26 protein-coding genes and 1 riboswitch are annotated in these 24,613 nt (G+C 74.7%); of the genes, 11 read left to right on the top strand and 15 right to left on the bottom strand.

The window, feature by feature from the left end:
• A partial coding sequence (locus RM425_RS12365) for an integrase core domain-containing protein (RefSeq protein ID WP_311345513.1) occupies positions 1-106 on the top strand: 106 nt, incomplete at its 5' end.
• 22 nt (positions 107-128) lie between these two features.
• On the opposite strand, the gene RM425_RS12360 is transcribed toward RM425_RS12365, so the two are convergent.
• Entirely contained in the window at positions 129-437 is a 309-nt protein-coding gene (locus tag RM425_RS12360; protein WP_311345508.1) for a DUF6506 family protein, read from the bottom strand.
• A gap of 198 nt (positions 438-635) precedes the next feature.
• On the opposite strand from RM425_RS12360, the gene RM425_RS12355 reads away from it, so the two are divergent.
• Positions 636-1,799, top strand: coding sequence for an RtcB family protein (locus RM425_RS12355; RefSeq protein ID WP_311345507.1), 1,164 nt, complete (start codon positions 636-638; stop codon positions 1,797-1,799).
• Positions 1,800-1,879: 80 nt separating this feature from the next.
• Positions 1,880-2,893, top strand: a complete 1,014-nt coding sequence (locus RM425_RS12350; RefSeq protein WP_311345506.1) for a DUF2332 domain-containing protein — start codon at positions 1,880-1,882, stop codon at positions 2,891-2,893.
• A gap of 20 nt (positions 2,894-2,913) precedes the next feature.
• Here the strand turns inward: RM425_RS12350 and RM425_RS12345 are convergent, their stop codons facing one another.
• The 3 genes from RM425_RS12345 to RM425_RS12335 form a co-directional block, all read right to left on the bottom strand.
• The gene (locus RM425_RS12345; protein WP_311345505.1) at positions 2,914-3,978 is read right to left on the bottom strand and encodes a DUF3048 domain-containing protein; all 1,065 of its coding nucleotides are present in this window, start codon (positions 3,976-3,978) and stop codon (positions 2,914-2,916) included.
• Positions 3,979-4,095: 117 nt separating this feature from the next.
• A complete protein-coding gene (locus tag RM425_RS12340) occupies positions 4,096-6,282 on the bottom strand; it encodes a SpoIIE family protein phosphatase (protein WP_311345504.1) in 2,187 nt (728 codons plus the stop codon).
• Positions 6,283-6,292: 10 nt separating this feature from the next.
• A complete protein-coding gene (locus RM425_RS12335; RefSeq protein ID WP_311345503.1) occupies positions 6,293-6,658 on the bottom strand; it encodes an STAS domain-containing protein in 366 nt (121 codons plus the stop codon).
• A 68-nt stretch (positions 6,659-6,726) separates the two neighbouring features.
• Between RM425_RS12335 and RM425_RS12330 the strand changes: the two genes are divergently transcribed.
• Together RM425_RS12330 and ilvA are read left to right on the top strand one after the other, a co-directional pair.
• Positions 6,727-7,152 (top strand): ATP-binding protein, encoded by a 426-nt coding sequence (locus RM425_RS12330; RefSeq protein WP_311345502.1) that lies wholly within the window; start codon positions 6,727-6,729, stop codon positions 7,150-7,152.
• A gap of 47 nt (positions 7,153-7,199) precedes the next feature.
• Positions 7,200-8,465 carry a threonine ammonia-lyase IlvA gene (gene ilvA / locus RM425_RS12325; RefSeq protein WP_311345501.1) on the top strand — a complete coding sequence of 422 codons (1,266 nt, stop codon included), beginning with the start codon at positions 7,200-7,202 and terminating at the stop codon, positions 8,463-8,465.
• A gap of 5 nt (positions 8,466-8,470) precedes the next feature.
• Here the strand turns inward: ilvA and RM425_RS12320 are convergent, their stop codons facing one another.
• Entirely contained in the window at positions 8,471-9,121 is a 651-nt protein-coding gene (locus RM425_RS12320; RefSeq protein ID WP_311345500.1) for a response regulator transcription factor, read from the bottom strand.
• A gap of 73 nt (positions 9,122-9,194) precedes the next feature.
• Complete coding sequence (locus RM425_RS12315) at positions 9,195-10,475, bottom strand: sensor histidine kinase (protein ID WP_311345499.1); 1,281 nt, start codon at positions 10,473-10,475, stop codon at positions 9,195-9,197.
• Positions 10,476-10,658: 183 nt separating this feature from the next.
• On the opposite strand from RM425_RS12315, the gene RM425_RS12310 reads away from it, so the two are divergent.
• Positions 10,659-11,624, top strand: coding sequence for an ABC transporter ATP-binding protein (locus tag RM425_RS12310; RefSeq protein WP_311345498.1), 966 nt, complete (start codon positions 10,659-10,661; stop codon positions 11,622-11,624).
• Entirely contained in the window at positions 11,621-12,415 is a 795-nt protein-coding gene (locus RM425_RS12305; protein WP_311345497.1) for a hypothetical protein, read from the top strand. The genes RM425_RS12310 and RM425_RS12305 overlap by 4 nt, the downstream gene beginning before the upstream one ends.
• A 46-nt stretch (positions 12,416-12,461) precedes the next feature.
• Here RM425_RS12305 and RM425_RS12300 read toward each other — a convergent pair whose 3' ends face one another.
• The 7 genes from RM425_RS12300 to RM425_RS12270 form a co-directional block, all read right to left on the bottom strand.
• Positions 12,462-13,415: a D-2-hydroxyacid dehydrogenase family protein gene (locus RM425_RS12300; protein ID WP_311345496.1), complete on the bottom strand. Its 954-nt coding sequence runs from the start codon at positions 13,413-13,415 to the stop codon at positions 12,462-12,464.
• A 103-nt stretch (positions 13,416-13,518) separates the two neighbouring features.
• Positions 13,519-13,662, bottom strand: a complete 144-nt coding sequence (locus RM425_RS12295) for a hypothetical protein (protein WP_311345495.1) — start codon at positions 13,660-13,662, stop codon at positions 13,519-13,521.
• A gap of 71 nt (positions 13,663-13,733) precedes the next feature.
• A complete protein-coding gene (locus tag RM425_RS12290) occupies positions 13,734-14,444 on the bottom strand; it encodes a hypothetical protein (RefSeq protein WP_311345494.1) in 711 nt (236 codons plus the stop codon).
• 49 nt (positions 14,445-14,493) lie between these two features.
• Positions 14,494-14,637, bottom strand: a complete 144-nt coding sequence (locus RM425_RS12285; protein ID WP_311345493.1) for a hypothetical protein — start codon at positions 14,635-14,637, stop codon at positions 14,494-14,496.
• A 73-nt stretch (positions 14,638-14,710) separates the two neighbouring features.
• A complete protein-coding gene (locus RM425_RS12280) occupies positions 14,711-15,370 on the bottom strand; it encodes a response regulator transcription factor (RefSeq protein WP_311345492.1) in 660 nt (219 codons plus the stop codon).
• On the bottom strand, positions 15,367-17,394 hold the full coding sequence (locus RM425_RS12275; protein WP_311345491.1) for a sensor histidine kinase: 2,028 nt from the start codon (positions 17,392-17,394) through the stop codon (positions 15,367-15,369). Before RM425_RS12275 ends, RM425_RS12280 begins: the two co-directional genes overlap by 4 nt.
• Positions 17,395-17,430: 36 nt before the next feature.
• The gene (locus RM425_RS12270; protein WP_311345490.1) at positions 17,431-18,156 is read right to left on the bottom strand and encodes a hypothetical protein; all 726 of its coding nucleotides are present in this window, start codon (positions 18,154-18,156) and stop codon (positions 17,431-17,433) included.
• 397 nt (positions 18,157-18,553) lie between these two features.
• Positions 18,554-18,712: riboswitch (cyclic di-AMP (ydaO/yuaA leader) on the top strand.
• Positions 18,713-18,727: 15 nt separating this feature from the next.
• Between RM425_RS12270 and RM425_RS12265 the strand changes: the two genes are divergently transcribed.
• The 4 genes from RM425_RS12265 to RM425_RS12250 all read left to right on the top strand — a co-directional run bounded on the left by RM425_RS12265 (position 18,728) and on the right by RM425_RS12250 (position 21,732).
• Positions 18,728-19,279, top strand: a complete 552-nt coding sequence (locus RM425_RS12265) for a C40 family peptidase (protein WP_311345489.1) — start codon at positions 18,728-18,730, stop codon at positions 19,277-19,279.
• Positions 19,280-19,506: 227 nt separating this feature from the next.
• A complete protein-coding gene (locus tag RM425_RS21805) occupies positions 19,507-19,878 on the top strand; it encodes a WhiB family transcriptional regulator (protein ID WP_449495086.1) in 372 nt (123 codons plus the stop codon).
• Between the two features lie 44 nt (positions 19,879-19,922).
• Positions 19,923-20,444 carry an HAD domain-containing protein gene (locus RM425_RS12255; protein WP_311345488.1) on the top strand — a complete coding sequence of 174 codons (522 nt, stop codon included), beginning with the start codon at positions 19,923-19,925 and terminating at the stop codon, positions 20,442-20,444.
• Between the two features lie 97 nt (positions 20,445-20,541).
• Positions 20,542-21,732 carry a transglycosylase domain-containing protein gene (locus RM425_RS12250; protein WP_311345487.1) on the top strand — a complete coding sequence of 397 codons (1,191 nt, stop codon included), beginning with the start codon at positions 20,542-20,544 and terminating at the stop codon, positions 21,730-21,732.
• A gap of 3 nt (positions 21,733-21,735) precedes the next feature.
• Here RM425_RS12250 and RM425_RS12245 read toward each other — a convergent pair whose 3' ends face one another.
• Both RM425_RS12245 and RM425_RS12240 read right to left on the bottom strand, forming a co-directional pair.
• Complete coding sequence (locus RM425_RS12245; protein ID WP_311345486.1) at positions 21,736-22,704, bottom strand: GGDEF domain-containing protein; 969 nt, start codon at positions 22,702-22,704, stop codon at positions 21,736-21,738.
• 137 nt (positions 22,705-22,841) lie between these two features.
• Positions 22,842-24,521 (bottom strand): CocE/NonD family hydrolase, encoded by a 1,680-nt coding sequence (locus tag RM425_RS12240; protein ID WP_311345485.1) that lies wholly within the window; start codon positions 24,519-24,521, stop codon positions 22,842-22,844.
• Positions 24,522-24,613 lie beyond the last annotated feature (92 nt).

The following is a 24,613-nucleotide window of genomic DNA, read 5'->3' as shown; positions in this document are numbered from 1 at the left end:
CGACCAGCGCACCGCCGCCCTGGACAGCTGGCTGGAGCACTACAACACTGCCCGCAGCCACTCCGCCCTCGGAGGCCGCCCACCGGTCAGCCGCCTCGCCGCGTGAACAACCTCTCCGGTCGCGACAGCTAGGAGAACAGCGTGTGGAGCTGGTCGGTCATCTCGCCGGCGTAGCCGACCAGGCCGACCGGCACGTTCGGCAGGGACTGCCGCAGCGCGCTGACGTGGTCGTGGCTGAAGGCGCCACACAGTTCGATGAGCTGGGTCCCCTCGAGGGCACCGTCCAGCCCGGTCTCCGTGCACGCCTCGACCGCCGCGGTCGTGGAGGAGAAGCCGGCCAGGACCGTGGTGCTGTCTGCCGTGCGGACCTGCCGCACGTCGCCCTCGGCGGGCAGGCCAGGGGCGGTGTAGAGGAAGGTCCAGTGCTGGAGCGCCATGCGCAGGAGTGAAGCATGGCGTGCGTCGGCGACCGCGCGCACTGCGCTCGGTCGGTCTCTGCCCACCACCGCGGGCGGAGTCCGGCTCCCACCCCCGCCCTTTTCCCGATTAATGGAGCTGCACGGTTCCGCTGCCGCGTGTTGACTGCACCGGCTGCGCAGCCCCCCTGACCGCACTCGGAGCGAATCGAAAGGACGATGGAGAAGATCAACGGACGCCTGCTCAACTGGGCGTCGATCCTGGAGGACAACACCCGCGAGCAGGCCGAGCGCACCGCGCAGATGCCGTTCATCTACCCGCACCTGGCCCTCATGCCCGACGCCCACCTGGGCATGGGCGCGACCGTCGGCTCGGTCATCCCGACCGACGGCGCGATCATCCCGGCCGCGGTCGGCGTGGACATCGGCTGCGGCATGATCGCCGTCCGCACCCAGTTCACCGCCGACGACGTCGCCGGCCGTCCGCTGGACGTGCTGCACCAGCAGATCTCGCGGTCGATCCCGCTGTCGGCGGGTGGCCGGAACGCCAAGATCCGGGCGTCCGCCGAGCCGCGGATCGCCGAGCTGCGGGACACCCCGGGCGCGGGGCAGGCCGACGCCGAGGCGCGGCAGTGGCCGCAGCAGCTGGGCTCGCTCGGATCGGGGAACCACTTCATCGAGCTGAGCCTCGACGAGGCCGACCGGGTGTGGCTGTTCCTGCACTCCGGGTCCCGGGGCGTGGGCAACCGGCTCGCGCAGAAGCACATCAAGATCGCCCGGGAGCAGTGCGCGCGCCGGTACATCCAGTTGCCCGACCGCGACCTCGCGTACCTCGTCGAAGGCGAGCCGGAGTTCGACCGGTACGTCGAGGCGCTGCGCTGGGCACAGCGGTTCGCCTACCTCAACCGCGAGGAGATGATGGACCGCTGCGTCGACCAGCTGGGCCGGTTCCTCGGCACCGAGGTCGAGCGGACGGAGACCGTCAACTGTCATCACAACTACACCGAGCGCGAGACCCATTACGGGCGCGAGGTGTGGCTGTCGCGGAAGGGCGCGATCTCGGCGCGGGAGGGCCAGCTCGGCCTGATCCCGGGCTCGATGGGGACGGCGTCCTACGTCGTCGCCGGCTTGGGGAACGTGCCGTCGCTGATGTCCTCGCCGCACGGCGCGGGCCGGAACTTCTCGCGCTCGGCGGCCCGGAAGCGGTTCACGCGGCAGGACCTCGACGCGCGGATGACCGGCATCGCGTGGGGGCACTCGGACGCGTTCCTCGACGAGCACCCCGACGCGTACAAGCCGATCGACCAGGTGATGGCCGACGCCGCCGACCTGGTCGAGGTGCGCCACACGCTGCGCCAGATCGTCAACGTCAAGGGCGACTGACACCGGGCCGGCGTTCCCTCGCGGGACGCCGGCCCGGCACCACCCGCGCGCGCACCGGCGCACTGCACCAGGATGCGCCCATGCCACCGACGGTCGCCGAGGTGTTCCGGGAGGACGCGGACCACCCGGCCGAGCGCACCTCCCCGCTCATGCAGGCCCTGCTCCTGGGTGCCGCCGACGACTGGGACGCCGGCGGGGTCACCCGTGCCGTGCTGGAGGTCTACGCCGGCGATCGGGAGGGATCGGCGCTGCCGTTGCGGTTCGCCGCGGCGCTGCACCGGCTGGTGCTGACCGGCCAGGCGCCGGAACTGGCCGCGCACTACCCGACCGTCGGCGGTACGGCCGCCCCGGAGCTGGCCTGGGCGCCGGCCCGGCGCGTCCTGGAACGGCAGACGGCGCGGGTGCGCGAGCTGACGGGGCAGCCCTGCCAGACCAACGAGGTGGGCCGGACGGTGCCGCTGCTCGTCGGCCTGGCCGAGGTCGCCCGCCGCACCGGCGGGCCGCTGCAGCTGTGGGAGATCGGCGCCTCCGCCGGGCTGAACCTGCTGGTCGACCGGTTCCGCTTCGGCGAGGTCTGGGGGCCGCCGGACTCACCGTGCCGGCTGCCCGCGCCCGGTGTCGACCTGGACCTGGACGGCGTGGTGATCGTCGACCGGGCCGGCTGCGACCCGGCGCCGCTCGACCCGGGCGACGACGAGGCCCGCCTCCGGCTGACCGCCAGCATCTGGGGTGACCAGGTGGAGCGGTTCCGGCGACTGCGCGGCGCCCTGGAGGTCGCCGGGTCCTCCCGCGTCCCTGTCGAGCGGGCCGGTGCCGCCGAGTGGCTCGGCCACCGGCTCGGAGCCGGGTCGACGGCGCAGGCAGGGGTTCCGGTGGTGTGGCACAGCATCGTCCGGACCTACGTAGACCCGGACGAGTGGCGGCAGGTGGAGGAGCTCACCGCGCGGGCCGGCGTCTGGCGGCTGGCCTACGAACCCGACCCGGAGCCCGGTGCCCGCACCGTGCCACTGCGCCTGCACGGGCCCGGGATCGAGCGCGGTGGGGAGGTGCTGGTCCGCGGCAGCGCCCACGGGCCGCCGCTGTCCGCTGCCTGATCACCGACCCGGCGAGCGGCTCAGCCCAGCGCGACGGAGCCGGTGCCGTTGGGCACGAGCTCGACCCAGGTGTTGCCCGGCGCCAGCTCGACCGGCGCCCCGCCAGGACCGCTGAGCAGGAGGGGGTCGGTCGGCGACGCCTTCGACCAGGTGGCGGCGATCGTGCTCCCACCGCTGGCGACGATCGCCTCTCCCCCGCCCACCATCACTGTCTCGGGCACCGGGTTGCCGGCGCCGTCACGGGCGGCGGTGTTGACGACGTCGACCCGCAGCACGACCACGTTGGCCGCGCGCAGCCGGGCACCGTCGGCGCCGGTCGCGGGGGTCTCCCCCTCGGCGCGCAGCCAGCCGTTGTCCGGCTGGCTCCACGTCCAGTTCGGGCGGCTGCTGGCGGAGAGCGTGAGCTGCACCGCGCTGGCGGGGGCGCCCAGGGCCACGGCGGTGGGCGGCTGACCGGCGCGCGCGAAGACGAACTCGCCGGCCGGCTGCGCCTGGTGCCCGGGGTCGGCCTGGGCGAGGAGCTTCGCCGGGTCGGCGTAGACGTTGTGCGGAGCGGGGCGGGTGCCCAGGCGGAAGTAGCCGTCGGCGCCGGAGTTCTGGCTGACCACCTGCGCGCCGGTGTCGGCGATCGCCCGGATGTAGGCCGGGCCGCCGCCGGAGAAGGCGAACAGGCCGCGCAGCGGGCCGGCGATCGCGGCGTCCATCGGCCGCACCGAGCGGACCGGCCCCATGTCCGGTGGCAGGGTGGAGTGGAAGACGGCGACGAACCGGGTGATCCCGCCCTCGACGACCTGCTCCCACACCACGTCGGCGGCGTTCAGGCCGCTCTGCGGGCGCGCGGCGACCGAGTTCTCGATCTTCACCGCCAGCGCGGGCCGCGCGGGCACCGCCTCGACCTCGACGCCGGTGAGCGGCCACGGCACCAGGGCCGGCGCGGGCGGTGCGACAGGCGCGGGAGAGTCGCTCGCCGCTGCCGGCTTCGTCTCCTCCGCGCCGCAGGCCGCGGTGAGCGCGAGCGCCCCGGTCATGGTGAGCGCTGCGGCGGTGCGGCCGAGGCGGCGGCGGGTGAGCATCCGGTGGGACATGAGGGCGTGCTCCTGCGTCGGCGTGCGTGAGGACCGCCCGCCGAGCGGGCTCGGCGTTACGTTAAGGCGGGGCCACGGTCACGACGCGTGACGCCACTCCGGTTGTGACAGGTGAGGTCAGGTGCGGGCGAGAGCCAGCACGGTCACGTCGTCGACGTCCGGCGGGGCCAGCGCGCCCAGCACCGCGTCGAGCAGCGGCTCCGCTTCGGCCGGTGCGCCGGCGACCGCGTCGCGCAGCGCGTCCAGCCCGCGCTGCAGCCCGCCGCGCCCCCGCTCGACCAGGCCGTCGCTGAACAGCAGCAGCCGGTCGTCGCCGGCCAGCGCCAGCCGGGTCTCGGCGTAGGTGGGCCGGTCGAGCACGCCGAGCGCCGGGCCGCGGCCACCCATGACGTACTCGACGTCGCCGTCGTGGGCATGCAGCACCGGCAGGTGACCGGCGCTGGCGACGACGACGTCCCCGGTGCCCGGATCGACCTCGGCGACCACGACGGTGGCCATCTCGCCGGGCAGCAGCGCGCTGGTGACCTCGTTGAGCAGCTCCAGCGCGGCGGCCGGCCCGGCGGCGCGCAGCAGCTGGGCCCGCAGCGCGTGGCGCAGCTGGGCGGTGACCGAGGCGGCGGCCAAGCCGTGACCGGCGACGTCGCCCAGGACCACGGCGAGCTTCCCACCCGGCAGAGGCACGAGGTCGTACCAGTCACCGCCGACGACGTCCTCGGCACTGGGCCGGTAGCGGGCGGCCAGCGCCAGACCGGGCACCGTGGGCAGCTCCTGCAGCAGGAGCGTGCGCTGCAGCGCGCCGACCAGCCGGTTGTCCTCCTCGGAGCGGTTCAGCGTGGCCGCGCCCAGGTGCCCGGCCAGCGCACGGGCGGCGGCCACCTCGTGCTCCCGCCACGGGCGGGACGTCCCGCGCACCGTCTCGCTCCAGGCGGAGAAGGAGCGGCGCGGGCTCAGCCGCGGGCCGTCGTCGGTCTGCGCGACCTTGGAGGTGTACGGGTTGCCGCCCCAGGTCACCTCGCGCAGCGTCTCCGGGCGGAACCAGGCCAGGAAGTCGCCCGTGCCCACCGGCACGGCCAGCACACCGCTGGCGGAGTCGAGGAGGTCCTCGGCCCCGGGCACGACGCGGGAGGCGGCGTCGGTCGCGGTCACACCCGCGGCAAGCAGCGCTCCCACCAGCCCGGCGACGCGGTCGGCCGGCGGCGTCGTCCCCAGCAGCCGGAGCCGGCCGTCCAGCCGGACGGCGGCACCGGTGGCGGGCAGCAGGTCCAGGACGGTGACGTCCTGCTCGGTGAGCGCGGCGCCCAGGGCCCGCGGGGTGCGCCCGACGGCGGCGGCCAGCTCGGCCGTGCGCTCGGCGACCTCGACGACGCCGTCGGCCTCCCCCTCCGCGACGACGGTGTGCAGCAGCAGCGAGGCGGTGCGCCCGAGGAACTCCGCGGCGGTGCGGTCGGCGTAGGAGGGGCGGTGCGGCCCGGCGTAGTGGTGGCAGGAGATGAGGCCCCAGAGCCGGCCGCGGTCGATCAGCGAGACCGACATCGAGGAGACCACGCCCATGTTGGCCAGGTACTCCAGGTGCACCGGCGAGACGCTGCGCAGCATGGCGCCCGAGAGGTCCAGCGGGCGGCCGGTCAGGGGGTTCGCGGCCGGCTCGAGCGGCACCCGCTCGTACCCGGCGTCGGGGATCAGCCGCATCCAGTTGGTGGTGTACAGCGCGCGGGCCTGGGCGGGGATGTCGGCGGCCGGGAACCGCAGGCCGAGGAAGGGCTCGAGGTCCTCGCGCCGGTCCTCGGCGATCACCTCGCCGTTCCACCCGGGGTCGAACCGGTAGACCATCACCCGGTCGAACCCGGTGACCGTGCGGACGTCGCGGGCCAGACTGGCGGCGAGCCGCTCGAGCGTCCCCGCGGACGACAGCCGCTGCAGCACGCTGGCCAGCCGGCGGTGCCAGGCCGCACCGGCCTGCTCCGCGCCGGCGACCGGCTCCCACTCGGTCAGCAGCAGCCCGTCGGCGCGGTGCAGGACGAGGTCGACCTCCGCGCCGCCGATGGTCATGCGCAGCGGGTTGACCTCGCCCAGGTCGCCGGCGAGCCCGTCGCGCAGCACCGCGAGCGCGTCGTCGTCGAGCACGTCGCCGAGGTTCCGCACCGGCCGGCCGAACAGCGCGGCGGCGTTGGCCGAGGCGACGACGACGTCCAGATCCGGCTCGATGACGGCGAGCAGCACCCCGTGCGGCTGGACGGCACCCGGGACGGCGATCGGCTCGTCGGCGCAGCGCCGGAGCGCCTCGTCGTCCACGGGGCCGGTCACGGGCGGGCAGTCACGTGCCGGCGTCGCGCCCGGCGATGCCCGTGGGGATCTCCCCCACCGAGGCGACCAGCGGCACGAAGGCACCCAGGTCGAGCAGGTCGATGGTGAGCCGCACCGGGCCGTTGGACCGGGGGGCGAGCACGTGCAGCCCGACACCGGCCGCCCCGGCCTTGCGGGCCACGCCGAGCAGCGTGCGAGCGCCCGAGGAGTCGAGGAAGGCGGTGTGGGTCAGGTCGACGACCAGGGACCCGCCCGAGCCCTGCAGGGCGTCGTCGACGGCCGCGTCCAGCCGCGGGGCGGTGAACAGGTCGAGCTCACCCCGTACGGTGAGCGAAGGTCGGCCGGCGACGGTCGACCGTTCCACGTCGAACTGCACCGCACCGCCCCTCTCACCTCGTCGTCCGGACGAGACTAGGACATCGGTGCCGAGGGGACGGACCAGCCATGGACATCTCGTTCAGCGTCCGGCTGCCGAGGGACGCGCGCAGCCTGCCCCTGATGCGGGGGTTGCTGCGGCAGGCGCTCGAGCACCTGGAGATCGCGTCGCAGGCGATCGAGGAGATCGTGCTGGCGCTGACCGAGGCCTGCGCGAACGTGGTCCAGCACGCCGGCGCGCACGAGGAGTACCAGGTCGACGTCGGCATCACCGACGACACCTGCCGGATCAGCGTCCTGGACGAGGGGCACGGGTTCGACCTGGAGAAGGCGTCGGTGCCCGAGGGCTCGCCGCTGGAGGCCGGCCGCGGGCTGGTGCTCATGAGGGCACTGGTCGACGACCTGCAGTTCGTGAACGCCGAGGACGGCCGTCACCGGGTCGAGCTGATCAAGCGGCTGCGCACCGGACCCCAGCTGCGCCTGCTCCCGACCTGACCGGCCTGCCTGCGGGCGCCCCGGGGCCGGTGGGCGACGATGGCCGGGTGAGCGCCGCGACCTCCTCCCCCGATCTGACCGCGCAGGTGCTCGACGCCGTCCGCCGGCTCGACGGGGTGGCCGAGCGGACGCCCCTGCAGCGCAACGCCCGGCTGTCCGGCCTGACCGGCGCCGACGTGTGGCTCAAGCGCGAGGACCTGCAGGTCGGACGCTCCTACAAGATCCGCGGCGCGTACACCATGATCTCCGCGCTCCCCGACGCCGAGCGCGCGGCCGGCGTGGTCTGCGCCAGCGCGGGCAACCACGGGCAGGGCGTCGCCTACGCCTGCCGGGCCCTGCAGGTGCGCGGCCGGGTCTTCGTGCCGGGGACGACGCCGCGGCAGAAGCGGGAGCGCATCGCCGCGCTGGGCGGCGACATGGTCGAGCTGATCGTCACGGGTGACTCCTACGACGACGCGGCGGCCGCGGCGGCGGAGTTCGCGACGGCGTCCGGGGCGACGCTGGTGCCGGCGTTCGACTCGCTCGCGACGGTGGCCGGGCAGGCGACCGTGGCGGTGGAGATCCTCGAGCAGCTGCCTGAGCGGCCCGACGTCGTCGTCCTCCCCGTGGGAGGGGGCGGGCTCCTGGCCGGCGCCGGCAGCTGGCTGCGGGCCCACTCCCCCACCACCGGGCTGGTGGGCGTGGAGCCGGCGGGCGCGGCGAACATGGCCGCCGCGCTGACGGCCGGGAGGCCGGTGGACCTGCCGGAGATGGACACCTTCGTCGACGGCGCCGCCGTGCGCCGGGCCGGCGCGGTCACCTACCCGCTGGTGCGCGACTCGGGTGCGCAGCTGCTGGCCGTGCCCGAGGGCCAGATCTGCACCGAGATGCTCGACCTCTACCAGGCCGACGGGATCATCGCCGAGCCCGCGGGGGCGCTGGCGCCGGCGGCGGTGAGCGGCGGGCTGGTGACGCTGCAGCCCGGGCAGACCGTCGTCTGCGTGCTGTCCGGCGGCAACAACGACGTGAGCCGGTACGCCGAGGTGGTCGAGCGGTCGCTGGTGCACCGCGGGCTCAAGCACTACTTCCTGGTGGAGTTCCCGCAGGAGCCGGGTGCGCTGCGCCGTTTCCTCGACGAGGTGCTGGGCCCGGACGACGACATCGTGCGCTTCGAGTACGTCAAGCGGGACAACCGGGAGACCGGGGCGGCGCTGACCGGCATCGAGCTGGGCCGGGTCGAGGGGCTGGGAGAGCTGCTGGCGCGGGTCGAGGCCAGCCCGCTGCGCATCGAGCACCTCACCCCCGGGTCGACCGCGTACCGCTTCCTGGTCTGACGCGGTCAGACCGTCATGAAGCCGCTCTCGTAGGCGGCGATCACCGCCTGGGTGCGGTCCCGCGCGCCCAGCTTGAGCAGCACGCTGCTGACGTGGGTCTTCACCGTCTCGCGGCTGAGGAACATCTCGGTGGCGATCTCGGCGTTGGACAACCCGCCGGCGACCAGCCGCAGGACGTCGGCCTCCCGACCGGTCAGGGCCGGCAGCGCCGCGGCCCCCCGCGCGGCCGACGGCACGTGGGAGGCGATGAGCCGGCGGGTCAGGTCGGGGAGCACGAGCGACGAGCCGCGCGCGACGACGCGGATGGCGTCGACGAGCTCGTCGGGGTCGGTCCGCTTCAGCGCGAAGCCGCTCGCCCCGGCCTTCAGCGACCGGAACAGGTAGTCGTCGTCCTCGAAAGTGGTCAGCACGAGCACGCGGGGCCGCTGGGGATCGCGGGCGACCAGCTCGGCGGTGGCCGCGATGCCGTCCATGTCGGGCATCCGCACGTCCATGAGGACGACGTCGGGATCGGTGCGGGCCGCCACCTCCAGCGCGTCGCGGCCGGTGCCGGCCTCCCCCACGACGGTGAGGTCGGGCTCGCTCTCCAGGATCACCCGCAGCCCCGACCGGACGAGCACGTCGTCGTCCACGAGCACCAGCCGCAGGGCGGTCACGGGCCCTCCTCGCTGGCGCTCGTCGTCCCCGTGCCGCGGGGTGCTGTGTCCCTGCGTGACCTCGCGAGCTCGGTCACGTGGCCCCCGGCAGCGGGAGGGTGACGGTCAGGTCGAAGCCGCCCGCCGGGGTCGGCCCGGCCTGGAGCGTGCCGCCGGACGCCGTCACCCGCTCGCGCAGACCGGCCAGCCCACGGCCACCACCGGGCCCGGGCCGGCTGTCCGGCTGCGCGGCCCGCTCGTTGCACACGCGGACGACGAGGGTGTTGCCGTCGCGGACGACCTCCGCCACGGTCAGCGGGGTGCCCGCATGCCGCAGCACGTTCGTCGTCCCCTCCTGCACGACCCGGTAGGCCAGCTCCTGCGCGTCGGGCGGCACGTCGTCGACGGCGCCGTCGACGACCAGGACCACCGGGAGCCCGCCGTCGCGCAGCCCGGCGAGCAGTTCCTCGAGCTCGGCGAGCGTGGGCGCGGCGAACGGGACGAGGTCGCGACCGCCGTCCTCCGCGCGCAGCACCGAGAGCACCCGGTCCAGCTCCGCGAGCGCGGTGCGGGTGTTCGTCTCGATGTGCCCGAGCGCCTGGCGGGCGAAGTCGGGCTGCGCCGACCGGTCGCCGGTCGGGGTGAGCGTGCGGCGGGCGGCGGTGGCCTGCAGCAGGCTGGCGGTCAGCGCGTGCCCGATGGTGTCGTGGAGGTCGCGGGCGAGCCGGTTGCGGTCGGCGAGCCGGCGGCTGCTCTGCTGCAGTGCGGCGATCTGCTGCTCGGCCCCGGCGCCGAGCAGCCGCGGTGCGACGGAGGCGGTCAGCCGCACGACCAGGTCGAGCAGCACCCATGTCACGACGACGACCAGGGCCGAGAGCGCGAGCAGCGGCAGCGCGTTGAGCACGTTCCAGTCGACGTCCTCGAGCAGCCCGAAGAAGGCGGCCGCACCGAACAGACCGATGGCGACCGTGCCGGCGCCCAGGAGCACGCGGGCACCGAGCCAGCCGACCGCCCGCCAGGTGCCGGCCGACGTCATCAGCCGCCGCACCCTGACGACCAGGCCCCGCTGACGGCGCAGCCGCTCGCCGGTGGGGATGTCGACGCCCAGCAAGGTGCGGGCCAGCTCCCGCTCGATCCCGCCGAACCCGCGGATGCCGGCCAGCACCAACGGGACGAGCACCAGGCCGATGCCGTAGATCACGCTGACGACCGCGCCGAACAGGGCGGCGTAGAGGGTGAGGCACAGCAGGCCGACGGGCAGCATCGTCAGCGCGTAGAGGAGCCGACCGGGCCAGCCGGGGCTCGCCGCGGTGCGGACCGCGGCGTGCAGCCAGGCGGCGATCTCGGCCGCGGAGCGGGGGAACGTCGTCGGCACGGATCGATCCTGGCGTTCTCCGCCGCCGGCCGATTCCCCCGTCGGCGCGCTCCGGGCCTCCCCCACGCGGGGGACCCAGGTCGGCCCTGCGGGGTGATCCGCGCGCACGTCCCGGGTCGCCACGCTGCTGATCATGACCGAGACGAACTCCTGGCGGCAGTGCCGCCTCACCGAGAGCTCCGCATGATCGAGGTGCGCGGGCTCACGAAGCAGTACGGCGCGAGTCGATGGGCGCACGGGTCCAGCGCCGTGCGCGCCGTCGACGACCTGACCTTCGACGTGCAGCCGGGCAAGGTGACCGGCTTCCTCGGCCCGAACGGTGCCGGCAAGTCGACCACCATGCGGATGGTCCTCGGCCTGGACCGGCCGACCTCGGGCTCGGCGCTGGTGGGTGGGCGCCCGTTCGGCCGGCTGGGCGAGCCGCTGCGCACGGCCGGTGCGCTGCTCGACGCACAGGCGATGCATCCCGGCCGGAGCGGCCGGGACCACCTGCGGGTGGCCGCCCGCGCGAACGGCATCGCGCTGCGCCGGGTCGACGAGGTGATCGACCAGGTGGGGCTCGGCCCGGCCGCCCGGCGCCGCGTGAAGGGCTACTCCCTCGGCATGCGCCAGCGGCTCGGCATCGCCACCGCGGTGCTGGGCGACCCCGCGGTCCTGCTGTTCGACGAGCCGATGAACGGCCTGGACCTCGACGGCGTCCGCTGGATCCGGCGCCTGGTGCGCGAGTTGGCCGACGAGGGCCGCACGGTGCTGCTGTCCAGCCACCTGATGAGCGAGATGGAGCAGACCGCCGACCACCTGGTGATCATCGGGCGCGGACGGCTGATCGCCGATGCCTCCATGGCCGAGGTGATGCGCGGCGAGAGCGCACGCCGCCAGGTGCAGGTGCGCACCCCGTCCCCCGACGAGCTGGCCGGCGCGCTGCTGCGCCGGCAGCTGCGGGTGCACCCCACCGACATCGGCGACCTGCTGGTCGAGGGCGCGTCGCCCGAGACGGTCGGCGACGTCGCGCTGGAGGTCGGGGTGGCCGTGCACCGGCTGGCCGAGGTGCACAACTCCTTGGAGCAGATCTACCTCGATCTCACCGGCGACAGCGTGCAGTACCGGGTGGCGGCCGAGCCGCAGCCGGCCGGGCAGGTGCAGCGATGAGCGCGGGGGTGATCGCCCCGCCGACCGCCGGGGCCGGCACGGCGACGGTCCTCGGGCGGGCTGCCGGTGCGGAGTGGGTGCGGCTGCGCACCGTGCGGACGACGTGGTGGTGCCTGATCGCGGCCACCGTGACCATCGTGGGACTGGGCGCCATCGCGGCGGCCGACGAGGCGGAGGGGACCTCGACCGCGGCGAACCCGATCGCGGCGACCTTCGCCGGTGAGTACGGCGTGCTGCTCGGCCAGTTCGCGCTGCTGGCGCTGGCCGTGCTCGCCGTCACCCAGGAGTACGCCAGCGGAGCGATCGGCCCGACGCTGCAGTGGACCCCGCGACGCGGGGTGCTGCTGGCGGCCCGGTTCGGCGTCGTCGCCGTCGTGGTGACGGTGGCGGGGGTGCTGCTCGCCCTCGTCGCCGACGTGCTCGCCCGCTGGATCGACCCGGACCTGACGCTGTCGGTCGGCCAGGCCGCCGACAGCCTGGCGCGGGTGGCCGGGGTCCTGCTGGCGGGTTCGGTCCTGGCCGTGGGGGCCGGGCTGCTGCTGCGGTCGACGGCGGCCGGCCTGGCCACGGTCTTCCTGCTGCAGCTCGTGCTGCCGCTGCTGCTCCCGTCCTTCGGCGTGCAGTGGATGGCGGATCTCGGCGAGTGGCTGCCGGGCACGGGAGCGATCTGGGCGCTGCTGGGCGAGCCGTCGTCGATGTCGGCGGCCCGTGCGACGGCGCTGCTGGCCGGCTGGTCCGGGGTCGGCCTGGTCGCGGGTGGGCTGTCGCTGCTGCGCCGCGACGCCGGCTGACGTCCGGTCGGACGGTCGGTCTCCCTGCGGACCGACCGCCCGGCAGCTACGGCTGGATCACCCGCACCGGGTCCCCGAACACCCATGCGGCGACGTCCTCGACCGCCTCGCGGTAGAAGACCTCGTAGGTCCCGCGGGTGACGTAGCCCAGGTGCGGGGTGAGCACGGTGCGCGGCGCCGAGCGCAGTGGATGGTCCCGGGGCAGGGGCTCGGCCTCGAAGACGTCGAGCCCGGCGCCGGCGATGCGGCCGCCGTGCAGCGCGTCGAGCAGCGCCTGCTGCTCGACGATCGGCCCCCGGCTGGTGTTCACCAGCACGGCGGTCGGCTTCATGCGGGCCAGGTCGCCGGCGCCGATCAGCCCGTGGGTGCGCCGGGACAGCAGCAGGTGGATCGAGACGACATCGGCGGTGGCGAACAGCTCGTCGCGCTCCACCCGGCGGGCCCCGACCTCGGTGGCGCGCTGGTCGGTGAGGTTCTGGCTCCAGGCGACGACGTCCATCCCGAACGCCTGCCCGATGGTCGCGACCCGGCTGCCCAGGCGGCCGAGACCGATGACACCGAGCCGGGCACCGGCCAGGTCGCCGCCGAGGGTCTGCTGCCAGCCGCCGGCGCGGACGGAGGCGTCCTCCCGCGGGATGTGCCGGACTGTGGCGAGGATCAGTCCCCACGTCAGCTCGACGGTGGCGTCGGCGCCCGCGCCGGTGCCGCAGACGGTGATGCCGAGCTCGCCGGCCGCGGCCACGTCGATGGCCTTGTTGCGCATGCCGGTGGTGACCAGCAGCCGCAGGCGGGGCAGCCGCTCGAGCAGGCTGCGCGGGAAGGCGGTGCGCTCCCGCATGGCGACGACGACATCGAAAGGCTCCAGCCGTGCGGCGAGAGCGTCCTTGTCGGCGACGGAATCGTGGAACTCGACCACCTGCACCGGGCCGGGCACCTGCGACCAGTCGCAGAAGCCGGCGGCCACGGACTGGTAGTCGTCGAGGACGGCGACGCGATGCACGTTCCGGGTCTACTACATCCCGCGCGGTGTCAGCACGGTCCGGCGCCCCCGGGGCGCCGGTCGCGTCCCGCGACCGGCGCCCGCCGGGGACACCGGCCGGGCATCAGCGGGGCTTGGCGCCCGTGCCGCCACCCTTGTTCTTGTTGGTGAAGTTGGAGATCGCGCTCTTGATCTTCTGCTGGTTCTGCGGCTTGCGGGCCTCGTCCATGACCTTCTTGGCGACGCCGGCCTTCGCGAACTTGCTCATGAGTCCCATGCCCCGGTGGGTGCCCACGGGAGCCGTCGCGGAACCATCCCGGCCCGATCGTCACGGGACCGTCACTCCTGCGGTATCGGGCGGACGTCCTCGGCGTCCGGGTCGGCGTCGACGTCGCTCCCGGGGTCGCGAGCCAGCAGGTAGGTGGCGCCGCCCAGCACGACGCCGGCCACCGCGGACAGCACGACGATGGCCGGGGTGCCGATGTCACCGAGGACCCAGGTGATCAGGTCGCGGGACCGCGACGTCGGGTCGGCGAGGACGACGCCGACGAAGACGGCGACGAGCAGCCCGGCACCCGCGGAGACCACGTGCGCCAGCCGGCCGGAGAAGCCCATCCGGTCGCCGACGCTGCGGGCGGCCTTGACGATCCGCCCGGCGCGGAGGATGCGGAGCGCGCCGACCGTGCGGACCAGTCGGAGGATCTGCACCGGGCCGAGGGCGAAGACGATGGCGACGACGACCGCGAGGGTGAGCGCGACCAGTCCGAGGTGCCCCCGGATCCAGGCCCGCTTGCTCTCGGCGACGGCCAGCAGGATGACCGTCTCGGCGACCAGGACGGCACCGCTGGCGATGTCGATGACGTGACCCGCGGTGCCGAGGTGGCCGTCGGCGACGGTCAGGAACATCGCCGGGATGGACGCGAGCGCCGCGACCAGGACGGGCAGGGCGAGCCGGTCCTGCCACCGCTCCTCGCGCGACTTCACCGGCTGCACCACGACTCCTCCGGGAACGGCAGCGACCCCCGCGGGAGAGGCGACTGCCTCTGCCACGGGGGCCGCTCCTGCGGCACCGCCGGTACCGCGGTGTCCCATGAACCGATCAGCGGCGCTTGCCGCCGGAGTTCTTGTTCTGGAAGTCGGCGAGCATCTTCTTGAGCTTCGCCTGGTTCTGCGGCTTCTTGGCTTCCTGGAACACCTTCGCGGCGATCCCGGACATCACCATCTTCCGGATCATTCCGGCCATGGTCGCCTCCTCGTTGTCGACTGGGGGACTCACTGCCCCGTCGGAGCGTCCGCCAATCGTGGGCTCGGACCTGTCAGCCGATCGATGGGGTGTGGCCGCTATCCCCCAGCCCGGCGTCCCGGGCACGCGCGACGGCCTGGGCGCGATCGGAGACGCCCAGCTTGGCGAAGATGCTCGACACGTGGTTGCGCACCGTCTTCTCCGACAGGAAGAGCCGACGGGCGATCTCCGCGTTGGCCCGGCCCTCGGCGGCCAGCCGCAGGACCTCGCGCTCCCGCTCGGACAGCTGCGGGAACGGCTCCACCGCAGCGCCGGCTCCGGCGACGAAGAAGCCCCGCACCCGCTCGGCGACGCCCGTTCCGTAGACGACCTGCCCGTCCGCGACCGACCGGACGGCGCGTTCGATCTCGGCCTGCCCCGCGCCCTTGAGCAGGTAGCCCCAGGCTCCGGCGCGGATGGCGGCCAGCACCGTCTCGTCGGCCTCGATCATCGTCAGGACGAGGACCCTGGTCCGCGGCGCGACCTCCTGCAGGCGACGGGTCACCTCGACCCCGGTCAGACCGGGCATCTGCAGATCGAGCAGCGCGACGTCGGGGTCGGTGGCCACGACGACGTCGACGGCACCCGGCCCGTCGGCGGCCTCGGCCACGACGTCGAGCCCGCTGTCCTGCAGCAGCATGCGCAGTCCGGTGCGGAAGGCAGGGTGGTCGTCCGCGAGCACGACCCGGATCACGGGTGTCCTCCTCGCGGCAGGACCGCAGCCACCCGGGTGCCGCCGCCGGGCTCGGCCGAGACGCGGCAGGCGCCCCCGAGCTCCGCGGCCCGGTCGCACATCGACTGCAGACCGAGCCCGGCCACGGCCTTCTCGGAGCACCCGCGGCCGTCGTCGACGACGGCGATGCGCACGGCGTCCGGGTCACCGGCCAGGTGCACCGCGATGTGCCCGGCACCCGCGTGCCGGACGGCGTTGGTCAGCGACTCCTGGGTGATCCGGAAGGCGGCCACCTCGACGGCGGCCGGCAGGCCCGCCAGGTTCCCGCTGCCCTCGATCCGGATGTCCGGCGCACCGTTGCTCCCGGCGAGCAGGCCCGGACCGCCGGCCTGCAGCGCGCCGAGTAACCCGAGGTCGTCGAGGGCCGGCGGGCGGAGACCGTGGACGATGCGGCGCACGTCGGCGACGGCGACCTGCAGCTGGTCGCGCGCCGTGGCCACCAGGGGTACGGCGCGCCCGGGTTCCTGCCCGAGCGCCCGGTCGGCGACGTCCAGGGCCATGACCGCCGCCGCGAGCTGCGGGCCGAGGCCGTCGTGCAGGTCGCGGCGGATGCGGCGCCGCTCCTCCTCGCGGGCGGTGACCAGCCGGTCGCGGGAGCGCTCCAGATCGGTGGCCAGCCGGAGCGCGAACCCGACGGCGGCGAGCTGGGCGGCGACGTCGGCGAGCAGCGACTCGTCGAGCGGGTCGAGGCCGTCGGTGCCGGCGCGGTGCCCGACCCGGAGGGTGCCGACGACGCCGTCGTGCCACCGCAGGGGGAAGGCGTGGACGGCGAGCTCCTCCTCCCCCACCGACTCCACCACCGGCGCGGCGTCGGGCCGGTCGATCCGGAGGGAGACGGCGGGCAGCTTGAGCTCCGCAGCGATCGCGGTGCAGGCCCGGGTCAGCGCCTGGCGGGCGGAGCCGGCGATTCGCAGTGCCTCGATGACCCGGCCGAGCACCCGGTACGGGTCGCCGCGGGAGCCGTGCAGCAGCCGGTCGACGGCGCGCTGGATGCGCACGTACAGCGGGTGGAAGACGGCGGCGACGGCGACCGCGCCCACGAAACCGACGAGGGAGTCACGGCTGCCGGCGAGCCCCCCGAGCCAGCCGACGACGGCGACGTACACCAGCGCCGAGCAGGCCAGCAGCGCCGTCCCGACCAGGGTGCGGTTGACGACGACGTCGATGCCGAACAGCCGGTAGCGCACCACCGCGACACCGATGGCGAGCGGCACGGCGAGGGTGACGACGACGTTGATCGGCGCCGGGGCGACGAACGCCGCCAGCACGGCCAGCGCCAACGCGTAGCCGACCCAGGCGATCTGCCGGCGGCCCTGCGGGTCGGCCCGACGGAAGCGCAGGACCAGGCTGACCAGCCCGAGCAGGGCGAGCGCCGGGACGAGGGGGTCGAGCAGCGTCTGCGCCCCGTCGAGGAAGGCATCGGGAACCGCGATCGCGACGGGGTTCGCCGGCTGGTCACCCTCGGGCTGGACGTCGGTGAAGGCGGTGAGCACCGACATCGTGCCGATGACCACGACCGCGGTGATCGCGACCGGGCGCCAGCGGCGCGACGGCAGCCGCCCGTCCGGGAAGACCAGCGGGAGCAGGGTGGCGAAGGTGACGAACGACGGCACCCAGGTCCAGAGGGTGAGCCAGGCGGCGATCCGGAAGACCAGCGCCGGGTCGTCGCCGGAGGTGAAGCCGTGGACGGCGAGGCCGACGGAGCCGGCGTACACGCAGGCGAAGCAGCCGATGAGGGTCATGAGCTGCAGCACCCGGTGGCCCGGCACACGGCCGAGCAGCGTGGCGCCGACGATCGCCATGGCCGGACCGACCACCGGCTCGGGCGACGCGAGGAGGTCCACCCGGTCGGCCGCGGGGGTGGCCAGACGCGCGCCCAGCCCGACGACCAGGTAGCCGGTCGCGGCCGCGGCGGAGAGCCGGGCCGCCGTGGTGGCGGCCCGGCCCTTCTGCGTCGCGCGCTCCTCGAACACGGGCTCGACCACCTCGCGGGCGACGCTAACCGACCTGATGGCTGCTGGTCAGGGGGTTGCCTCGTCGATGCGACCGGTCCACCACTGGCGATCGGTCCGCTGGGCGATCGTGACGGCCAGGCCGAGGGAGGCAGCGGCGAAGAGCCAGTGCGGATCGACGGGGCCGGTCGGGAAACCGCCGAAGTCGAGGACCAGGAACACCAGCAGGACGACGGGGATCCAGATCGGCACCACGCGGGTGCGGAGGTAGCCGATCGAGGTGAGCAGCACCGAGCCCGCCATGCCGAGCAGGAACGGCACCAGGATCAGCGCGGCGAGGGCGCTGGTCTGCGCGTCCTCGATCAGCGCGACCATCGCCGCGCGGTCGGGCTGGTCGACGGCCGCGTGGTCGATGATCGAGACGGCGTGGATGCCGACGAAGCCGAGCGCGCCGACGAAGCCGAGGACCATGGCGGTGGTGCCCAGCCGCGGCATGTGCGGCCGGACGAGTTGCGCCATGGCGACCAGGCCCAGCAGCAGGAACGGGACGGCGATCGTGCCGACGACCAGCCCGACCGCGGCGAGCGTCGGGCGCTCGGCCCAGGCGTCCAGGCTGCCGGCGACCGATCCGCCCTGGCCGACGACCCTGCCGATCAGGGCCTCGGCGAGGTTGAGCGCGGCGCCGACCGTCAGGCTGACGATGGCGGTGCGCCGTCCGAACGGTGCGGGCCGTGGGGCCGGCGGGTCGTGCGGCGCGGGCCGCGCGGGAGCCGGGGTCACGTGCTCAGCGGTCATGGGGTCCACCTCCGACGCCTGGCGGGTCCCTCCCGCCCGGCGAGGACCACGGTCGAGCGGGAGGTGTCCCGGCGTCGTGGGGCGATGGTCCTGATCTCGCCGGGACCGGTTCGCGGCGGCGGAATCCCGCGAGGGGGCGGGGACGGTGCGTTGCGCCACGCCGCCGCGACGAAGTAAGCGGCCGGTTGCGATCGGTCATGCACGCGTGCCGCCACGCCCGGAGCGCCGTCGGCGTCCCCCGTGGTCGGCTCGCGAGTCGCCCGTCCGGCGCGGGTCCGCGGTCGTCCGGCCGGCGCGTCCGGGGACGCACATCCGTCACTTTGTGACGACCGGATGACCGACCTAGCGTCGTCGCGGTCCGGCCGAGGCCCGTTCGTCACCGCCCCAGGTGACACCCGGCCGGACACCGCCGAACCGGCGCCGGACTCTTCGCGGCGCCGGACCGGGGACCCACCGCAGTCCTGGGGTGAAGCGCGATCCGGCTCCGCCGGTAGCGCCGGGCGATCTCCCCGTCCGAACCCGTCAGCTAACCCGGTAGGCGGTTGATGGAGAACAGGAGAACGCGTCGTCCATGACGACTACTCGCACGTCCACGATCACCCGCCGCTCGTTCCGCGGAGCAGCGCTCGCCCTTCTCACCGGCGCGGGGATCGCGCTCTCTCCGCTCGCCGCCTCGGCGAGCCCCGGCCCCGGCGCCGTCGCCTCCCTGCCGGCCCAGACGTCGGTGTCGGCACTCACCGCGGTACCGACCGCCTACGGGGTCGCGCCGCGCGACCGGGCGCTGGCCGCAGCCCACGTGGCGATGGCCCAGCGGGGCAAGCCGTACCAGTGGGGCGGCACGGGCCCCGGCGGCTTCGACTGCTCCGGACTCGTCTACTCGTCCTTCCGCGCGCTGGGCGTCAACGTGCCGCGCACCTCCCGCGCCCAGTCGACGGCCGGGCACTACGTCAGCCGCGCCGACCTGCGCGCCGGTGACCTGATCTTCTTCTACTCCCCGGTGGGACACGTCGGCATCTACCTCGGGTACGGGGTGATGGTCCACTCCTCGACCTACGGCAAGCCGGTCTCGATCGTGCCGGTCAGCTCGGTGCCGGGCTACAACACCGCGCGTCGGGTCGCCTGATCCGACTCCACCGGCTGGGTCCGCTCCCGTGTGCGGAGCGGACCCAGCCGTCGGCTCGTCGACGCGGCGACACGTCGACGTACCGACAAGTCGACACAATGCGCCAAACGGACGGACCGGTTTCGGGGTGCTTACGCCGGAGCCTCCGAGGTTCGCCGCCGTTAGCGTTACGGAGAGAGATCGGCCCGTACTGGTCCGTCACCACCCCACTTCCCCTGGAGTGCTCCGTGTCTTCGTTCCGCCCCTTCCTGTCGCTGGTTCCCGATTCCTCCCCGGCCGCTGACGAGTCGGCCTGGCCGCAGCCGTGGTCCGAGCCCGCTGCGGACTCCTGGTCGCAGCCCTGGGCCGCGGCGCCGGCCGGCGGCGACGAGTCGTGGCGGCTGTCGGCGCTGTGCGGCGAGACCGACCCGGAGGCCTTCTTCCCGGAGAAGGGCGGCTCCACCCGCGACGCCAAGCGCGTCTGCACCGGATGCGAGGTCCGGGCCGAGTGCCTGGAGTTCGCGCTGACCAACGACGAGCGCTTCGGCATCTGGGGTGGCCTGTCCGAGCGCGAGCGCCGGCGGCTGCGCCTGCAGCGCCGGGACGCCATCACCGCCTGACGCGTGGTCGCGACCACCCGGCACATCCCGGGTAGGACGACGGGGTGACCTCTCCCCCGCCCGTCCTGCTGCTCGACGTCGACGGCGTGCTCAACGCCGTGCGCCCGGACCTCCCCGAGGGCTGGCAGCGCGGGCGCTTCAACGGCTACGTGCTGTCGTGGGACCCGGCCGTCGTCGCCCGGCTGCGGGCGCTGCACGAGTCCGGCCGGGTCGAACTGCAGTGGCTGACCACCTGGACCGAGCTGGCCGACCGGCTGCTGGCCGAGCCGCTCGGGCTGCCCCGCGGACTGCGCACGCACAGCCGCGACCTCCTGCCCACCGGGTTCGGTGGCGCGCTCGGCGGCATCGCCGGGTGGTGGAAGCTGGCGGCGGCGCAGGCGCTCGCCGAGGCCGAACCCGGCCGGCGCATCGTCTGGGTCGACGACGACCTCGCCGACCAGGCCGAGGACACCCGCGACTGGCTGGCCGCGAACGGCCAGGTGCTGGTCGTGGCACCGCACTACACGCGCGGACTCACCCACGCCGAACTCGACCGGATCGAGGCCTGGCTGGGCACCGCGGGCTGACCCGTCCCGGAGCACCGCGCGATCTCGCGCGGAGAGCCCGGCTCACAGGTCGCCGACCTACCCTCGCGACCGACACCGACCAGAGGAGCAGCACCTCATGGGCTCCTACGAGCCGGATCCCCCACCGACCCGCCGGTTCCGCCGCGGCCCGGCCGGCCCGGGACCGTCCGGGTACGCGCCGCCGCCCGAGGACGACCGGTACGACGGATATGTGCCGTCCGAGCACGACAGATACGACGAGTACGGCCGGCCCGTGCGTCGACCGCGGTTCGACCGCCCCCCGCCGTCGGGGAACGACTGGTACGGCGCTCCCCCGGCGGGCGACCGGTACGGCGCCCCGCCAGCCGCCGCCCGGTACGGCACCCCGCCCGCGCGGCCCTTCCCGCCCGTCCGCCCCTTCCCGCCCGACCGACCCTTCCCGCCCGAGGGGACCGCGCCGGAAGCCGGTCGCCGCGGCCGGCCGGCCCGCACCGGGCGCCCGCGCCGTCGGATCCTGCGCCGGGTGGCGCGCCTGCTGGTGGTGCTCGCCGTCGTCCAGGCGTTGGTCGTCCTCTCCCTGCGCTGGGTGGACCCGCCGACGACTGCCTTCATGTCGGCCAACCCCGACGGCGCCATCCAGCAGTCGGTGCCGGTCGAGCACGTCTCCCGCACGTTCCTGGCCGCGGTCATCGCGCACGAGGACGCAGCGTTGCCCACCCGCTCCGGCGCCTTCGAGTGGTCCGACCTCTGGGACCGGGCGCAGGCGCACCTCGCCGGCGAGGACGACCCGTCGGGGTCCACCATCCCGCAGCAGGTGACCAAGAACCTCTTCCTCAACCAGGAGCTGAGCGCGTTCCGGAAGGGCGTCGAGGCGCTGATGTCGGTGGAGGTGGCGGCGCTGATCGACGACCGCCGGATGCTGGAGCTCTACGTCAACTACGCGCAGTTCGGCCCGACGCTCTACGGCGTCTGCGCGGCCTCCTGGTACTACTTCGACGTCGCGCCGCGGGACCTGTCCCAGGCGCAGGCCGTGCGCATCGTCGGCCTGCTGCCCTCCCCCGGGCACGTGCAGCGCGCGCCCGGCGGCGGCATGGACTTCGAGGTGGACGACGGCATGGGCTGGCTGTCCCGGTCGCACGTGCTCAACGCGGAGGCGCGGGTGCCGCGGCACCTGGACCGGCTCGGCACCCAGCCGGTCGAGGACATCGGCATCACCGGCTCGGCCTCCGACCAGGAACCGTCGGGCGACGACTGCACCACCCGGCCGGACGAGATCGCCGAGCTGATCGCTGCCGAAGGGACCGGCTGAGGCTCAGGCGCGCGGGGGCGTCCAGCTGGTCGAGCCGTCCGGTCGGGTCGCGGAGGCGTCCGTGACCAACTCGGCCCGGCCGCGCCCGAGGATCTTGGCGTCGTACAGCGCGCGGTCGGCGCTGCGCATCAGCTGGGACGCGCTGTCGCCGGTGCGGTACTCGGCCACGCCGCAGGAGAGCGAGACCGCCGGGTCGAGGGCGCACACCCGGCGGACGAGGGCGAGCGCCGCCGGGCCGCGTGTGCCGGGGAGCAGCAGGGAGAACTCGTCGCCGCCGTGGCGGGCCAGGAAGGCCCGCTCCGGCACCTCGCCGCGCCACACGTCGGCGACCCGGCGCAGCACCCGGTCGCCCTCCTCGTGGCCGTAGGTGTCGTTGACCGCCTTGAAGTGGTCGACGTCGATGAGCACCGCGGACAGCGGCTCGCCGCTCCGGGCGGCCTCCGACATCAGCTCCTCGAGCGCCCGGTCGAACCCGCGCCGGTTGCTCAGCCCGGTCAGCGGGTCGCGGCTGGCGTCCGAGGCCAGGGTGACCAACTGCCGGATGACCGTGCCGATGCTGACCAGCACGAGGTCCAGGCCCAGCGCCGTCCCCAGCCCGACGTCGCCGGCGACCAGCGCCGCAGTGATGCCGACGACCGCGATGCCCAGGTGGGCGTGGGCCTGTCGCGCGGAGAAGAAGAAGTGCGCGTCGACGACGACGAAGGTGATCAGGGTCGCGGCGGCCAGCGATGTCACGGGGTTCGGTGCGAGGGCCACCGCGCTGACGATGAGCACCGTGGCCCCACCCACCGCGACGTGGAAGAAGGCGCGCGGCCAGCGGGATCCCCACCGGCCGACGACGACCGCCGAGAGGAGCGCCACCCCCGCCAGGACGGTCAGGATCGACCGGCGGGAACCGGGCTCGGCGTCGAGGGTGATGAGCAGGCCGGCCGAGCCGCCGAAGGCGTAGAAGGTCGCCAGAATTCGTGCCATGACGCGCGTCGTCGCCACGTCGGGCGCCGCGGACCTGCTCACCTCGAAGTCGTCGGCAGATCGGGCGCCCGGCTTGAGTGCGTCACGCCGTCACACCTACCCGCCGGGATGAGTCCCGCGCGCACGCGCCCCCGACGTCAGCCGGTCGGCAGGGTGAGCGACGACGGCGAGGGCCCGCCGAGGCAGATCCGGTGGGTGACCGGAACGCCCGTCGTCGCCTCGCCCAGCGGCTCCCCGGTGCCGAGGTTGCGGGCGTAGCGGGGATGGGCGCCGCCGGAGACCTGCAGCCGGATGCGGTGCCCGGCGCGGAAGCGGTGCGCCGTCTCGACCAGGGTGAGCTCGACCGTCCGCTGCCCGGCGGCCGGCTCCTCCCCCGGTGCCGGATCGAGCCGCACGAGGCGGTCGGTGACGTTGAGCGACCGGCCGTTCGGCTCGACGTCGCAGAGCCGGACGAACAGGTCGGCGTACGGGTTGTCCGACTCGACGACGAGCCGGACGCGCGCCCCGCCCTGCACCTCGACGGGCTGCCGCAGCGGCGGCGTGGTGAAGGTGCGGACGTCGTCGCGCGCCTCGAGCTCCCGGTTGTCCCGCTGACCCGCGCTGCCGGCGAGCACCCGCCCGCCGACCGAGGGCGTCGGGTCCAGCGGGTCGTAGGTGAAGGGCGTCTCCCCTCGTTGCGTCGGGGCGTCGTCGGCCAGCCGGCCGTCCGGGGCGAGGTGGAAGGTGCGGTCGGTGGTGGCCGGCGGCCAGTCGGGCAGGGTGCGCCAGGTGCGTGCGCCGCTGACGTGCACCCGCACGGGCTCCGGCCGCGGCGGGGCGGGCTCTGCGCCGTCGACGGGCAGGTGGGTGTTCAGCCAGGCCAGGCTCTCCGGCGTGGTCACCGCCGGGTCGATGGTGAGGTGTGCCCACGGGCCGAGGGTGAGCGCGACGTCGACGCCGCGTTCGCGCAGCGCCGCGTACTGGTAGAGCGTCTGCTCGACGAACCAGTCCTGCCAGCCGCCGATGAGCATCGTGGGCACGGTGCTCGAGTGGACGGCCGGGGTGGCGCGGTAGCGGTCCCAGTAGGGGTCGGTGAGGTCCGGGTGGTTCAGCCACTCGTCGAACCACGGCGCCGGGGTGCCACCGAAGCGCTCGGCCAGGCCCTGCAGCGGCAGCTCGCCGAGGTGAGGGCTCAGCCGCCGCTCCGCCGTCGTCAGCCGGAGGAGGCCGCGGAGGAAGCCGACCTGCTCCTGGTGGGCGATGAGATCGGTCCAGATGGCGAGGTTGGTGAGCTGGAAGGCGCCGTCGATCATCCCGGCCTGGGCGAGGTCGTGCGGGCCGATGTGCAGCACCATCGCCTCGAGCTCGGGCGGCGGGTCGAGCGCCAGGGCCCATTGCGTGTAGCCGAGGTAGCTGGGCCCGAGGGTGCCGAGCCGGCCGTCGAACCACGGCTGGTCGCGCAGCCAGGCGACGGTGTCCTGTCCGTCGTGCTCCTCGTGGACGACGGGGGTGAACTCGCCGCCGGAGCCGAACGTGCCGCGGACGCTCTGCAGCACCACCGCGTAGCCGCGCTCGGCGTACGGCACCGCCGAGAGGGCGAACCCGGCGCCGCGGCCGTACGGGGAGCGGATCAGCACCGTCGGGTGCGGGCCACCCGTGGCGGGCAGGTAGACGTCGGCCCGCAGGGTGGTGCCGTCGCGCATCGCGATGTCGACCCCGCGCAGCACCTGCACCCGGTTCTGCGGGGCGGGCAGCTTCCACCGGCGGCCCAGCGCGGCGGCGGCCAGGCGGGCCGGGCGCGGGAGCGGCTGCGGGCGGGTGGGGTGGGGCCGGGGCACGAGGTCTCCTGGACGGGGCGGTGGGGACGGCGGCTCGGACCCTAGCCCTGGGTTCCGACGGTCGACCTGTCGACGCGGGGTCCTAGGGTCGG

Origin of the sequence: Blastococcus goldschmidtiae (genome assembly GCF_031845325.1) — a bacterium.
GTDB lineage: Bacteria > Actinomycetota > Actinomycetes > Mycobacteriales > Geodermatophilaceae > Blastococcus > Blastococcus goldschmidtiae.
The sequence above is the reverse complement of the archived record's forward strand: the minus strand, read 5'-3'. Positions and strand labels throughout refer to the sequence as shown.